Source organism: Micromonospora sp. WMMA1996, assembly GCF_002573675.1.
Taxonomy (GTDB): domain Bacteria; phylum Actinomycetota; class Actinomycetes; order Mycobacteriales; family Micromonosporaceae; genus Micromonospora; species Micromonospora sediminicola.
Genome location: NZ_PDHU01000003.1, coordinates 549,271 through 562,860, shown reverse-complemented (window position 1 = coordinate 562,860; position 13,590 = coordinate 549,271). Strand labels below are relative to the sequence as shown.

15 protein-coding genes are annotated in these 13,590 nt (G+C 74.8%); 7 read left to right on the top strand and 8 right to left on the bottom strand.

Annotated features, from left to right (window positions below):
* The first annotated feature begins 46 nt into the window (after positions 1-46).
* Entirely contained in the window at positions 47-418 is a 372-nt protein-coding gene (locus COO58_RS22305) for an SCP2 sterol-binding domain-containing protein (RefSeq protein WP_091571560.1), read from the top strand.
* Complete coding sequence (locus tag COO58_RS22300; RefSeq protein ID WP_091571563.1) at positions 418-2,478, top strand: glycogen debranching N-terminal domain-containing protein; 2,061 nt, start codon at positions 418-420, stop codon at positions 2,476-2,478. Before COO58_RS22305 ends, COO58_RS22300 begins: the two co-directional genes overlap by 1 nt.
* Positions 2,479-2,487: 9 nt before the next feature.
* Here COO58_RS22300 and COO58_RS22295 read toward each other — a convergent pair whose 3' ends face one another.
* Together COO58_RS22295 and COO58_RS22290 are read right to left on the bottom strand one after the other, a co-directional pair.
* Entirely contained in the window at positions 2,488-2,865 is a 378-nt protein-coding gene (locus tag COO58_RS22295) for a VOC family protein (RefSeq protein ID WP_098747067.1), read from the bottom strand.
* A gap of 11 nt (positions 2,866-2,876) precedes the next feature.
* Entirely contained in the window at positions 2,877-3,530 is a 654-nt protein-coding gene (locus COO58_RS22290) for an alpha/beta hydrolase (protein WP_098747065.1), read from the bottom strand.
* 99 nt (positions 3,531-3,629) lie between these two features.
* On the opposite strand from COO58_RS22290, the gene COO58_RS22285 reads away from it, so the two are divergent.
* Complete coding sequence (locus COO58_RS22285) at positions 3,630-4,382, top strand: 1-acyl-sn-glycerol-3-phosphate acyltransferase (RefSeq protein WP_091571575.1); 753 nt, start codon at positions 3,630-3,632, stop codon at positions 4,380-4,382.
* Positions 4,383-4,455: 73 nt separating this feature from the next.
* On the opposite strand, the gene COO58_RS22280 is transcribed toward COO58_RS22285, so the two are convergent.
* The 5 genes from COO58_RS22280 to COO58_RS22260 form a co-directional block, all read right to left on the bottom strand.
* Positions 4,456-5,199, bottom strand: coding sequence for a hypothetical protein (locus tag COO58_RS22280; RefSeq protein ID WP_091571579.1), 744 nt, complete (start codon positions 5,197-5,199; stop codon positions 4,456-4,458).
* A gap of 74 nt (positions 5,200-5,273) precedes the next feature.
* Complete coding sequence (locus COO58_RS22275; RefSeq protein WP_098747063.1) at positions 5,274-5,990, bottom strand: response regulator transcription factor; 717 nt, start codon at positions 5,988-5,990, stop codon at positions 5,274-5,276.
* Positions 5,960-7,162: a hypothetical protein gene (locus COO58_RS22270; protein ID WP_098747061.1), complete on the bottom strand. Its 1,203-nt coding sequence runs from the start codon at positions 7,160-7,162 to the stop codon at positions 5,960-5,962. The genes COO58_RS22275 and COO58_RS22270 overlap by 31 nt, the downstream gene beginning before the upstream one ends.
* Entirely contained in the window at positions 7,152-8,324 is a 1,173-nt protein-coding gene (locus COO58_RS22265; RefSeq protein WP_091571589.1) for a sensor histidine kinase, read from the bottom strand. The genes COO58_RS22270 and COO58_RS22265 overlap by 11 nt, the downstream gene beginning before the upstream one ends.
* Positions 8,325-8,451: 127 nt before the next feature.
* Positions 8,452-9,252, bottom strand: a complete 801-nt coding sequence (locus COO58_RS22260) for a class I SAM-dependent methyltransferase (protein WP_098747059.1) — start codon at positions 9,250-9,252, stop codon at positions 8,452-8,454.
* A 73-nt stretch (positions 9,253-9,325) separates the two neighbouring features.
* Here COO58_RS22260 and COO58_RS22255 point away from each other — a divergent pair, with 73 nt between their 5' ends.
* A complete protein-coding gene (locus tag COO58_RS22255) occupies positions 9,326-9,766 on the top strand; it encodes a hypothetical protein (RefSeq protein WP_091571595.1) in 441 nt (146 codons plus the stop codon).
* On the opposite strand, the gene COO58_RS22250 is transcribed toward COO58_RS22255, so the two are convergent.
* Positions 9,732-10,583, bottom strand: coding sequence for an alpha/beta fold hydrolase (locus COO58_RS22250; RefSeq protein WP_091571599.1), 852 nt, complete (start codon positions 10,581-10,583; stop codon positions 9,732-9,734). The two genes, COO58_RS22255 and COO58_RS22250, sit on opposite strands and share 35 nt — an antisense overlap.
* Positions 10,584-10,634: 51 nt before the next feature.
* Between COO58_RS22250 and COO58_RS22245 the strand changes: the two genes are divergently transcribed.
* The 3 genes from COO58_RS22245 (at position 10,635) to COO58_RS22235 (ending at position 13,589) form a co-directional block, all read left to right on the top strand.
* A complete protein-coding gene (locus COO58_RS22245) occupies positions 10,635-11,183 on the top strand; it encodes a GNAT family N-acetyltransferase (protein WP_245666151.1) in 549 nt (182 codons plus the stop codon).
* A 50-nt stretch (positions 11,184-11,233) separates the two neighbouring features.
* Entirely contained in the window at positions 11,234-11,773 is a 540-nt protein-coding gene (locus COO58_RS22240) for a GrpB family protein (RefSeq protein WP_091571602.1), read from the top strand.
* Positions 11,774-12,368: 595 nt separating this feature from the next.
* Entirely contained in the window at positions 12,369-13,589 is a 1,221-nt protein-coding gene (locus COO58_RS22235; RefSeq protein ID WP_091571610.1) for a Clp protease N-terminal domain-containing protein, read from the top strand.
* The last annotated feature ends 1 nt before the right edge of the window (position 13,590 follow it).

The following is a 13,590-nucleotide window of genomic DNA, read 5'->3' as shown; positions in this document are numbered from 1 at the left end:
CCGTGCTCCGACGGAGGAGGCCGGAAGCGCGGGAGGAGTCGGCCGGATGGTGGACGCGACGACGAGATTCTTCGAGGACCTGGACCGGCGGGGGTTCGAACCCCTGCTGGTCAAGACGTCCGGGACGCTCCGGTTCGACCTGCACGAGGGTGCGCAGACCACGCACTGGCTGCTGGAGATCGACCGGGGCAACCTGCGCGTGCGGCAGGAGGACGGCGAGGCGGACACCGTGGTCGGCACCGAGCCCCGGCTCTTCGCCGACCTGGTCGGCGGCGAGGAGAACGCCGTCGCCGCGCTGCTGCGGGGCGACATGACCGTCGTCGGTGACCTGCGGCTGGTGCTCCAGGTCGAGCGGGTCTTCCCCGGTCCGCCGAACTCCCGGGGACCGCACCACACGTTCCAGAGGAGGGCCGCCTGATGCCCGGGACCAACACCGTCCGGATCCTGGACGGCAACACCTTCGTGGTCTCCGAGGACACCGGTGACATCGAGGCCACGCCGAGCGAGCCGACCGGCCTCTTCTCCCTCGACACCCGCTACCTCTCCAAGTGGGTGCTGACGGTCAACGGCGAGCGGCTCAACGCGCTGTCCTACGACGACCTGCAGTACTACGAGGCCCGCTTCTTCCTGGTCCCGGGCGTGGCCACGCACTACGTCGACGCGAAGCTGTCGATCATCCGGGAACGGGCGGTGGGCGGCAGCTTCCGGGAGACGCTGACCATCCTCAACCACGACGAGAAGCCGGTCGACCTGGAGATCCGGATGGACGCCGGGTCCGACTTCGCCGACCTGTTCCAGGTCAAGGACGAGATCCTGAACAAGAAGGGCGAGCTGTACTCCGAGGCGGAGTCCGATCGGCTGCGCCTGGGCTACCGGCGCGGCAACTTCAAGCGGGAGACGGTGGTCTCGGCGAACCAGCCGGCCCGCTACGACCGCAAGGGCTTCGCCTGGAGCATCCACCTGGAGCCGAACGAGCAGTGGGACGTGCTCATCGACGTGCAGACGTTCGCCATCGGTCCGGGCGGTCGGGACCTGCGGATGGGGCTGCGCGCGCACGGCACCGAGCGGCTCGCGCTCCAGCACGACCTGGAGGAGTGGATCGACCGGGCGCCGAAGGTGAACAGCGAGCACGGACGTGTCGCGGCCACCTACCGGCGGAGCCTGGTCGACCTCGCCGCGCTGCGCTTCTCGCCGCTGTCGCTCGGCGGGCAGACGCTGCCCGCCGCCGGCCTGCCCTGGTTCATGACCATGTTCGGCCGGGACAGCATCCTCACCTGCCTCCAGGTGCTGCCGTTCGCACCGGAGATGTCGAAGACCACGCTGCGGATCCTCGCCGCGTTGCAGGGCACCCGGTTCGACGACTTCCGGGACGAGGACCCGGGCCGGATCCTGCACGAGATGCGGTACGGCGAGACCGCCGCGTTCGAGGAGCAGCCGCACTCGCCCTACTACGGCTCGGTCGACGCCACCCCGCTGTTCGTGGTGCTGCTCGACGAGTACGAGAAGTGGAGCGGCGACGTCGCGCTGGTCCGGGAGCTGGAACGGGAGTGCCGCGCCGCGCTGAAGTGGATCGACGACTACGCCGACCTGGTCGGCAACGGCTACATCTGGTACGAGCGGCGCAACACCGACACCGGCCTGGAGAACCAGTGCTGGAAGGACTCCTGGGACTCCATCTCGTACGCCGACGGCACGTTGCCGCCGTTCCCGCGTGCCTCCTGCGAGGTGCAGGGCTACGCGTACGACGCGAAGATGCGCGCCGCCCGGATGGCCCGGGAGTTCTGGGGCGACCCCGCGTACGCCGACCAGTTGGAGCGGGAGGCGGCGGAGCTGAAGGCGCGGTTCAACCGCGACTGGTGGGTGGAGGACGGCGGCTTCTACGCGCTCGCCCTGGACCCGGAGGGGCGCCAGTGCGACGTGCTCAGCTCCAACATCGGCCACCTGCTGTGGAGCGGGATCGTCGACGACGAACGGGCGCCGATGCTCGCCGAGCACCTGGTGGGGCCCCGGCTCTGGTCGGGTTGGGGCGTGCGGACGCTGGCCGAGGGCGAGGTCCGCTACAACCCGATCGGTTACCACAACGGCACGATCTGGCCGTTCGACAACTCGTTCGTGGCGTGGGGCCTGCGCCGGTACGGCTTCGCCGAGGAGGCGGCCACGGTCGCCAACGGCATCCTGGACGCGGCCACCTACTTCGACGGCCGGTTGCCGGAGGCGTTCGGCGGCTACCAGCGGGACCTGACCAAGTTCCCGGTGGAGTATCCGACCGCGTGCAGCCCGCAGGCCTGGTCGACCGGGGCGCCGCTGCTGCTGATCCGGACGATGCTCGGGCTGGAGCCGCACGAGGGGCACCTGGCGGTGGACCCGCGGCTGCCGGTGGGCATGGGTCGGATCGAGGTGCTGGACATCCCGGGCCGGTGGGGTCGGGTGGACGCGTTCGCCCGCGGCCGGCTGGACCTGCACAAGCTGGACGACTGAGCCGGCCGGTCAGTGCCCGGTGTGTGCCTCGTTCGGGGGCAGCAGGCAGAACTCGTTGCCCTCCGGGTCGGCCAGCACGGTCCAGCGGGACAGCTCGCGGACCACTGTCGCGCCGGCCTCCAGCACGGCGGCCCGCTCCTCCGCGTCGCCGACCAGGTCCAGGTGGATCCGGCCGGGCGCGGGCAGCTCGGCGGCGGGACTGATCCACAGGTCGGGCCGCCGCCCGTGCGGGTCACGCAACAGCACGGCCTCGCTCGGGGCGAGCGTACGGTCGGCGAGCTTCGCCCGGTCCGCCTCGACCACGGGCAGCCCGCTGACCGCGCTCCAGAACGGGGCGAGCAGGTAGGGGTCCCGGCAGTGGATGACGATCGCGGCGAGGTCGGGCATGCCTGTAGAACCTAGTCGGCCGGTGCCTCCGGCAGGACGCTGTCCAGGAACGCGGCGGCGACGGCGCGCAGGTCGGGCCGGGCCAGGTCGAGCGCGTGGCCGCCGTGGGTGAGCCAGAGGTGCGTCGGGTGGCCGGCGGCGAGCAGCCGGGCGGCCAGCCCGACCGCCTGGGCGGCCGGCACCGGCACGTCGTCGCGCCCATGCACCAGCAGCACCGGCACGCCCGAGCCGAGGTGGGTGGCGACGGTCGCGTCCGTGGTGGCCGGATCGCCGGCGGCCGGCGGGTGGCCCAGCAGGTCGGTCCACGGGTCGTCGCCGGGGGGACGGTGGCGCCGCTGCTCCGGGTCGAGCGGGTCCACCGGAGCCCAGTACGCCAGCGCGCCCGCCACGTCGCCCGGCCGGTCCACCCCGCGCAACGCGACCTGGAGGGCGAGCATCCCACCGGCCGAGTCGCCGCCGACCAGCAGCGGCAGGTCGCCCGCCCGGGCCGCCCGCGCGGCGGCACGGACGTCGTCGAGCTGCGCCGGCCAGCGGGCCTGGTGCGAGAAGCGGTAGCCCGCCGGCACCACCCGCAGCCCGAGCGACGCGAGCGCCGCGCCGTCCTCGTGGGCCCGGGCCCGCCAGCCCCCGCCGTGGATCCAGAGCAGCACGCCGCGTTCGGTCATCCCGCCATCGTGACGGTGGCCGGGCCGGGGGACCACCCCGGTCTGCGCAGGGCAGAGCGGCCCTACGGTCGCGTAACCTACCCGGGGTAAAGTTACCGGATGCCGGAGCTCGTGTACCCGCCCGTGATCACCGCCGCCAAGACGATGTTCCGCGCCCTCGACCTGCGCCTGGACGTGCAGGGCAGCGACCATGTGCCGCGCACCGGTGGCGCCGTGTTGGCGTCCAACCACGTGAGCTACCTCGACTTCATCTTCTGCGGCTACGGCGCGCACGAGTCCCGCCGGCTGGTCCGGTTCATGGCCAAGGACAGCGTCTTCCGGCACCGGATCTCCGGGCCGCTGATGCGCGGCATGAAGCACATCCCGGTCAACCGCGCCGCCGGCGCCGGGTCCTACGCCGCCGCGGTCGGCGCGTTGCGCCGGGGCGAGGTGGTCGGCGTCTTCCCGGAGGCGACGATCAGCCGCTCCCTCACCGTGAAGGACCTGAAGAACGGCGCCGCCCGGATGGCGCAGGAGGCCGGTGTGCCGCTGCTGCCGGTCGCGCTCTGGGGCACCCAGCGGCTGTGGACCAAGGGCCGCCCGCGCACGCTGACCCGCCGGCACACCCCGATCACCATCCTGGTGGGGGAGCCGATGGACCCGGCCGCCTACCCGGACGGCACCGCCATGACGGCCGACCTGCGCACCCGCCTGTCGGCGCTGGTCGACCGCGCCCAGCGGGAATACCCGGACCAGCCGGCCGGCCCGGACGACGCGTGGTGGCAGCCGGCGCACCTGGGCGGCAGCGCGCCCACCCCGGAGCAGGCCGCCGAGCTGGACCGGTCGGACCGCCGCTCCCGCAGCACCTCCTGATCCTCCGCGCCCCCGCCGCCCAGCCCCGGCGGGCGGGGACGGCGGTCGGCGGAACGGCGGCCGGGGAGAGGCGTCAGCAGGCGGAGCCGGGCTGGTCGCGGACCGGGAAGTCGGTCACCGGCCAGGCGGGCGTGTCCACCGCCAGCGGGCGGTAGTAGTCGTCCCGGGACAGGAACTCCACCGGCAGCGAGCCCGGCAACGTCACCGCGCCGAGCGTCGGACCGGGGGACGCGGCCACCCGGGTGGCGAGGGCGTCGCGTTCCGGCGGGGACAGGTCCACCAGGTCCGGGTGGGCCAGCCGGAACCCGGCCACCGACCGGCGTACCTGCCGGGCCAGCGCGGTGACCAGGTCGACCGGGCCGATGAGCGCGAGCGCCGGCTGCCGGATGGTCCGCAGCGCGTCGCAGACCACGCGCAGCTCCGCGGTGTCGTCGCCGACCTCGGCCAGCTCCAGTCGGGACGGCCACTGCCAGCGGATCTGACCGCTGACCAGACGGGACAGCCGGACGGTACGCCGGTGCCGGGCGTCCGTGCGGCTGTCCCGCCCGGGGACCAGGGACAGTTCGGAGCCGGTGCAGACGTACGCCAGCCGCCGGTCGGTCACCGTGACGGACGCCGGGGCGGGCAACGCCCAGCAGCGCACGTCCTCGGTCGGGCCGAGCAGGTGACCGGCGACCGGCAGCCGGTGCTGGCCGAGCAGCCGCTCGCCCGGCTCGGGCACCAGCGCGTAGCGCCGGTCGAGCACGGGACGGGTGGGGTCGTCGTCGGCGTCGAACCGGTGCGGCCCGATGAAGAAGGGTGCGGCGTCCTCCGGCACGGTACGACCTCCCGGTGACGGTTGGCGATACTGACGAGCCTCGCGGATTCCTGGGGTGATTGTCATGACAGCCGTTAGGGGGTCGGCCGGTCGGCCGACGCCTGCGACCGGTAGATGCCGATATCTTCCGGTCGGACGAGGCCGTCCTCGATCGCCCGGGCGAGGAGCGCCGCCTTGGTGGCGGCCGGACGCCCCGCCCGGGTGTACTTGATGCGCGCCCGGTCGACGTACTGCTTCACGGTGTGCTCGCTGATCTGCATCCGCCGGGCCACCGACGCCTTCGACATCGACTGGAACCACAGCAGCAGCGCCTCACGTTCCTTGTCCGACAGGGACGGACGGTCCGGCCGCGCGTCGCCGACCATCGCCCCGGCCAGCGCCGGCGGCACGTACGGGCGGTCGCTCGCCGCGGCGAGCACGGTGGCCACGCAGTGCTCGCGTCCCTCGTGCTTGGCCAGGAACGCGATCGCCCCCGCGTCCAGCGCGGCCAGCATGGTCTGCGGGTCGGTGTGCTCGGAGTAGACCACCACCCGCCGCCCGGCCGCGCTCAACTCGGCCAGCTTGTCGAGCACCATCCGCCCGTGCAGGCGCAGGTCGAGCAGCACCACCTCGGCGTCCGGCGCCGCCCGCAGCACCGCGTCCGGGTCGTCCCCGGTGGCCAGCACCCGCAACCGTGGCTCCGTGGCCAACCAGGCGCGCACCCCGTCGATGACGACGGGATGGTCGTCCACGATCGCCACCCCGACCGCCCGTCCCGCGTTCACATCCGCCGCCAGCGGGTCTGCGTCCATCTGATCTCCCCGTCCCGCTCGTGCAGATGCTCCACCGACCCGTCCCCGCCCGGTGGGGCGACGCCGTCGTCCGGGCCGTCGTGGTCCGGTGTCACCAGGCTGACCACCACCTCGTCCGGGCCGGCGACCACGGTCAGCCGGGCCCACCCTCGGGCGCCGGCGAGCGCCGCCGTCAGCGGGTCGGCCAGGCCCCGGCGCACCTCGACCGGCAGCGTCGGCGGGGTGCCGACCGCGACCAGCTCGATCGGCAGGCCGTTCCGCTCGGCCAGGTCGGCGGCGGCGCGCAACTCGTGCAGCAGCGGGTCGGGCACGTCGTCCGACTCGGCGATCAACCGGCGCAGCCGGGCCGCGGCCAGCACCGCGCGGCGGCGTACCGCCGGGTCGGCCGGATCGGCGTCCCCGGCGGCCAGCGCGGCCAGCACCTCCTCGGCCGTGCCGCTGACCAGCGCGAGCCGTTCCTGCCGTTCGCTGCGGGCCCGCTCGGCGGCCTCGCGCTCCGCGGCCACGGCCAGCACCGCCGCGGCGGTGCCGGCCCGGTCCCGGACCAGGGCGGTCAGCGCCGCCGCGCCGGCGAAGACCGCCACCGGCAGGGTGGAGGTGCCGTAGACGTACATCGCGTAGCGGCTCAGGTCGGCCGGCGCGGTCGCGCCGTGGAGCACGACGGCGGCCAGCGCGATCGTCGCGTGCGCGGCGAGCAGCGCGAGCAGCCAGCGCACCGGCCGCCGCCAGAGCACCAGCAGGAAGAACCAGGCCAGGCCGCCCCACACCCAGTTGGCGGAGGTGAACAGGAACCGCCCGCCGGCAGCCGCGAACACCGCCGCGTCGACCACCAGCAGCACCGCGGCCAGTGGCCCGGCCGGGGGCAGGCCGCCACGCAGCAGGCGTACGCCGGTCGCGACGCCGACCAACGCGGTCACCAGCCAGCCGGCGGCCACCACCGCCGGGGCGGCCATCCCGGGACCGGCCGCCAGCACCGCCGGCAGCCCGATCGCCAGGTGCCAGGCGAGCGCGATGACGACCGCGACGACCCGGGCGCCCCGGTCCGACGCGTCCGCCACCGCGTGCGCCTCCGGCGGGGCGGAGGCGGTCCCGGAGCGCGCCGCCGGCCGGGGCCGGGGCAGGGCACGCGGCGCGGCGCCGGTGGTCACCGCCGTACCCGCCTCAGTCGTCATTCGACCACTCCAACCGGATTCCGGTGCCGGCGCCAGGGGCGGAGGTCACCACCGCCCGGCCGTCCACGGTGGCCATCCGACCGTGGATCGACTCGCGCAGCCCGTACCGGTGGGCCGGGACCGTGGTCGGATCGAAGCCGGGACCGTCGTCGACCACCTCGACCACGACGGCGCGCCCCTCGCGGGCCAGGCGCAGCGTGGTGGTCGCGCCGGGCGCGTGCCGGGCGACGTTGGCCAGCGCGGCGGCGGCGCTGTCCGCGAGCGCCGCGGCGACCTCGGCCGGCACCCGGCACGGCGCCAGCGTCGCGGCCACGGTCAGCTCGGGCATCCCGGCCAGGACCGCGCGGAGCCGCTCGTCCAGGTCCACGTCGCCGGTCGCGGTCCGCGCGCCGGCCAGCGCGGTGAGGGTACGCAGGTCCGCCGCGCACCGTTCGCGCAACGCCGCCGAGCTGCCCGGAACCGCGCCGAGCCCGACCATGGTGAGCGTCCCCAGCACGGTGTCGTGCAGGTCCCGGTGGTGCCGCCGTTCGGCCTCGCGCGCGCTACGGGCCACCACCGCCTCGTGGGAGAGGCGCTGGTAGTCCGCGAACGCCGCGTCGGCCCGTCCGATCCGCCGGCGCATCACCGCCGTCATCACCGCCGTGCAGCCGGTCTGCACCAGCAGCGTGCCGGTGTGCGCCCGAGCCTCGACCGGGTTCCCGGCCATCGTGGCCCCGGTGGCGTAGGCGGCGGTCACCAGCAGGCCGGCCGGCACCGACCAGCGGGCCGGGGCGGTCGCCTGCGCGTTGATGACCGTGGTGCTGGCGAGCACCGCGACCCAGCTCGCCTCGCCCGGGAGCACCTCCGGGGCGACCAGCCAGGGCAGGGCGAGGACGGCGGCGGTGGTCAGCGCCACGTCACCGGCGACCAGCGCGCCGCCGATGCCGTGTCGCAGCGCGCGCAAGGCGTACCAGCCGGACCAGGCGGTGAGCAGCGCGACGGCGGGCAGCAGCAGCGCCACCCGCACCGGCGGTGTTCGCACGGACAGCGCGACGACCGCGCCGACCAGGCCGCAGGTGAGTCGCAGCAACGCGGGCAGCGTGGTGAAGACCAGGGTGAACGCGCCGCCCGCCGGACGGTCCAGGGGCGACCGGGACAGGGGCGTGGCGGCAGCGACCGGCATCGGGGAGGTGTCCTTCCGGCAGCGACCCGGCCGGGTCCGCACGGCATAGATTGACGCCGGAGAATAACATACCTTTTCGGAATTGGTCACCCTCGGTACGCGGCGCGTCGCTGCCGTCCCCCCGGGGTCAGGCGCGTGCGACCGCGAGCAGGTGCGCGCTGGCCCCGAGCACCGACCAGTCCCGTTCGAACGTCTCGGCGCAGGCCACCGCGTCCTCGAACAACCGCTCGGACGGGGCGGTGTCGAGCGCGTTCAGCAGCGGCCAGAGCGGACCCTCCACCCCGTACACGGTCGGGTCGGGCAACCCGGCCGCGGTGAACTCGCCGACCAGTTCGTCCGGCCGATGGAAGTACGCGGTGGTGAAGCCCGTGCGCGGGTCGTTCACCCCGGTCGCGTACTCCTCCCGCAGCAGCGAGCGGGTCTCCTCGTCCACCAGGCCCCGCGCGGTCAGGTCGATCAGGGCCGCGTTGCGGCTGATCACGGCCGCCACCACCGGCCCACCCGGCCGGGTCAGCCGGGCCGCCTCCCGCAGCGCCGCCACCCGGTCCGCCCGGTCGGGCAGGTGGTAGAGCGGGCCCAGCAGCAGCGTCGCGTCGGCCACCGCGTCCGGCAGCGGCACCGCCCGGGCGTCCCCGACCGTGGCCATGACCAGCGGAAACGCGGCCCGCACGGCGGCCACGTGCGCGGGCACCAGGTCGACCAGGTGCACCCGGTGACCGGCGGCGGCGAGCGGGCCCGCGTAGGCTCCCGGCCCGCCGCCGATGTCCAGCACGTCGGCGGGCGGGGCGGGCAGCAGCCGGGCCAGCAGGTCACGGGTGCGCCGGCCCTCCAGCCGCCCCTGCGGCGACCGGTCGAGCCGGTCCGCCTCGACGAAGACGTCGGTGTAGTAGGTGCGGATGTCCGGCTCGGGTGGACGGTGTGCGGGCATCCGTCGATGGTCGCCGAGAAGCGGACGACCGGCATCCGGTTTACGGGTTGACCGGGCTCCCTACCCTGCCGGCATGGCGTACGAGCCGGCCATGGTGCCACCGAAGAAGTCCAGGCGGACGCTGTTCATCGTGCTGGGTGTGGTGCTCGCCCTCTGCTGCTCGGGCGGCGTCGTGGGTGGCTTCGTCCTCTACCGGGTGGCGCAGGACGCCACCGGTCCGGCCCGCGCCACCGTGGACACCTTCGCCGGCGCGATCGTCGCCCGCGACTATCCGGCCGCCTACCGGCTGTTCTGCGCCGACGTGCGCGACCGGCTCGGCGAGGCGGACTTCGCCCGGCAGCAGTCCGCCCAGCCGGAGCTGACCGGCTACGAGATCGTCGGGTTGAACGTCACGAACAACAACGGCCGGGTACGCGGCTCGGCGAACGTCCGCTTCACCCCGCGCGACGGCGTCGCCGTCAACCAGGTCCTCCCGCTGGTCAAGGAAGACGGGGACTGGCGGATCTGCGACTGAGCCACGCCAGCGCCGGCTCGGCGTGCCGCAGCACGGAGACGTGCCCGTCCTCGGGGAAGGTGCGCAGCTCGGCGGCGGGGCAGCGGTCGGCCAGCCACCGCGCGTGCGCCACCGGCGCGATGCCGTCGCGCTCGCCGTGCACCAGCAGCACCGGCGCGGTGACGGCGGCCGGGTCGAAGCCCCACGGCCGCACATATGCCAGGTCGTCGGCGATCGACCCGTCGGGGCCGGCCGCCACCGCCGGGCCGACCACACTGTCGAACCAGGACCACTCGGCGTGCAGCGCGGCCAGGTCGGCCTCGGTGAACTCCGGGTCGTACTCGACGTCGGACGCCTCGTGCGCCTCCTTGGCCGCCCGCCCGGCAGCGGCGGCGCGCAGTGCCGCCACCCCGGACGGCACCATGCCGGCGAACCAGTCCAGCCCGGCCGCGCCGTAGGGCGCGAGCCCGGCGCCGACCACCACCGCGACCACCCGGTCGGCCAGCAACGCGCCGCAGGCCAGGGCGTGCGGGCCACCGCCGGAGTGGCCCATCGTCGCGAACCGGTCGAGACCCAGCGCGTCGGCCACCGCGGCCACGTCGCCCGCCACCGAGGCGACGTCGCGGTCGGGCAGCGGGGTCGACCCGCCGTAGCCCGGGCGGTCGTGCGACACCCAGCGCAGGCCGAGCCGGTCGGCGGCGGCGAACAGCGGCGCGGGCGGGGCGCCGACGTTCGGCGTGCCGTGGTGCCAGAACACCGGCAGCCGGTCCGCCCCACCCGTGTCGTAGACGTGCAGGGTGCGGCCGTCGGGCAGGCGGAGATCGGTCTCGGTCACCATGCGGGGAGCCTACGGGCGGCGGGCGACACTTCCGGCCGCTATGGTCGGCGCGTGACCGGGGCGGGCAGGGCCGACGGCGTACCGGCGGTGCGGCTGCGGCCGGTCGCCGGGGAGGATCTGGCGATGTTCCGCCGGTTCGCCACCGAACCCGGCCTGATCGGCCTGGACTGGACCGGCTTCACCGACCCGCAGGCCCCGGCCCGGCGCTTCGCCCTCGACGGCTGGCTGGGCCCGGAGAACAGCCGGCTGATGGTCGAGGTGACCGACGAGCGGACGGCGGCCGGCTTCGTCGGCTGGGGCCGGCGCGACTTCGGCGGCCCCAGCTGGTGCTGGGAGGTCGGCATCGCGTTGCTGCCCGAGTGGCGGGGCCGGGGGATCGGCGCGCGGGCGCAGGCGATGCTCTGCGACTACCTGTTCACGCACACGCCGGTGCAGCGGATCCAGGCCGGCACCCACCCGGAGAACACGGCCGAGCAGCGGGCGCTGGTGCGGGCCGGCTTCCGGTTGGAGGGCGTGGTGCGGGCGTGCGAGTTCCGGGACGGCCGCTGGTGCGACGGCCTGCTCTACAGCCGACTCCGCACCGACCCACCCCCATCCTGACGTTTGCCGCCCCCGGTGGTTGTGCCGTGGGAGCCGCTACCGTGACCGGCATGGGGGACGACGCGCGGCCGGTCGAGGTGGTGCGCTACGACCCGAGCTGGCCGGCGCGCTTCGAGGCCGAGCGACTGCTGCTGTCGGACGCGCTGCCCACCACGCTCGGGATCGAGCACATCGGGTCCACCAGCGTCCCGGGGCTGATGGCGAAGCCGATCATCGACATCCAGGCGGTGGTGCCCGAGGTCGACGACGTGCTCGCCGACCTCGCACCGCTTCGACGTCTCGGCTACGTCCATCGACCGCTGGCCTTCCCGGCGGACGGTGACCACCTCTTCCTCGTGAAGGACACGGCCGGTCGGCGGAGCCAGCACCTGCACGTCTTCCGCGTGACGTCCGGGGCGCCGGAGGAGAACCGGCTCTTCCGCGCCTACCTGACGACCCACCCGGGCGCGGCCCGACGCTACGAGGCCGCCAAGCTGCGCGCGGCCGAGCGGCACCCCGACAGCCGGGCCCGGTACGCCCTCGCGAAGGAAGAGGAATTCCTGCGGCTGCTGACCGAGGCCCGGCTGTGGGGCCGGTCCGGTGACGACTGAGCCGACCGCCGGTCCGCGGGTTGCACCCCTGGTTGCTCGGGTCAGTCCGGCGGTGGGGCGAAGGGACGGCGCCGAGGCTGCCGCAGCTCCCACTCGGCCGGGCACAGGTGGGCCCAGGCCCCCGACGTCACCGATCCCATCTCGGGCAGCGCGGAGCCCCACCGTGGCGAGCGACCCGCGAGGTGCTGCTCGTAGCGCTGGTAGACCGCGTGGAAGTGGTACCGCGCATCCGTCCGCCCACAGGGCGTACGGCTGGTCGCGCATCCAGTCGCACGCCGCCTCGCCCTCGGCGACCAGATCGGCGGCGGGCGGCAGCACCGGTACGGGGTCGTCGCTCCCCGGATCGCCGTACCGCTTGAGGTAGGCGAGGTAACCGTCCTCGTCCCTGGGGTGGGCGAGGTGGACGCCGAGGACGGTGGCCGGCGCCACCAGCGCGCCGGCCAGCGCGACACCGAGCGCGATCCGTAGGCGCTTCCGCATACCGCAGAGGCTAGGCCCACGACGCCCGATCCTGATCGGACGAACGGCGGTGGCGTCGTCGACACGAGCCGCCTACCGTTGACGAGGCGCGACTTCGTCCGGACGGGGAGGACCGATGCCGCCGTACGAGGGACAGCGACCGTTCGTCGCGTTCGGCGACCGGCCCATGACGGTCATGCGGCAGGCCTACGCGGTGGCGGTGCGCAACGGTTCGAGCAGCGTCGGCACCCTCGACCTGCTGTGCCGCGTGGCCCCGTACCAGAGGTCGGTCCCGCCGTGGCTGTTCGCGGGCGCCAACGGCGCGAACCTCATGCGGATCGTCGCCGACCCGCGCCGCCTTCCGGCCGGGCGGTCCGTCGGCGAGCTGGTGACGCAGCCCGTCGGCGAGTTCGACGCCGAGGTCCGGGCCGCGCTGCGTGAGGTCGAGTGGAGCGTCCACCGCCGGCCGGACAGGCGCGGCAGGGCCGACCCGCCGGCTCCGCAGGACCTTCCGACATGGACGAACGGCGCCCGGGTCGCGTTGACCGGCGCCCTGCGGGCGGCGCGCGACGGCCGGACACCGTTCGCCAACCTGTCCCACCTCGTGCTCGGCATCCTGGAACTGCCCACCTGCGACGGAACCCGCTACGTCTTCCCGTACGAACACGCCCGCACCGAGGCCGTCGACCGGTTGCGTACCGACCCGGCCATGCGCCGGGCCGACGACCCCCATCCGGACCTCGACGTGGAGAGGCTCGCGGTGTCGCCGGGTGCCGGGTCGCTGGGCGCCCGACTCGCGGGAAGGTTGTTCGCCCGCATGTCCCGACTGAGCCGCGTCGGACCCGTCCTGGCCGGAGTCGAGGTCGAGGCGAGGCGACAGGCGGTCCGGCTGGGCCACGGCGTGATCGGGCCGCCGCACATGCTGCTCGCCCTTCTCACCCACGACGACACGCTCGCCGCGGCCCGGATCCCGCTGACCGCCGAACACGCCAGCCGTAACCGGGGCGCGGCCGTCCTCCGTGCCCACGGCGTCGACGCCGACCGTGTGCGCGACCTGGCCTCGCGACGTGGCGCTCCCGAGGAGCCGCCCGCCGAGGCGCTCACCGGGCAACTGGGCAGCCTGCGCCCGGGCGACCCGTTCACGGGCACGGACGTCACGGCCGCGATGGCACGGGCGATGGAGATGTCGCTCGCCCGCCGCCACCCCGACACCGGCACCAGTCATCTTCTGCTGGCGTTGGTCGAGGACGACGCCGGCGAGGCCGCCGCGATCCTGCGCGAACTCGGCGTCGACCCGGAGTCGGTGCGCGCGCGGGTCGAGCAGGACCTCCGCGCCGCGCCGACCGCCTGGGCGTGAC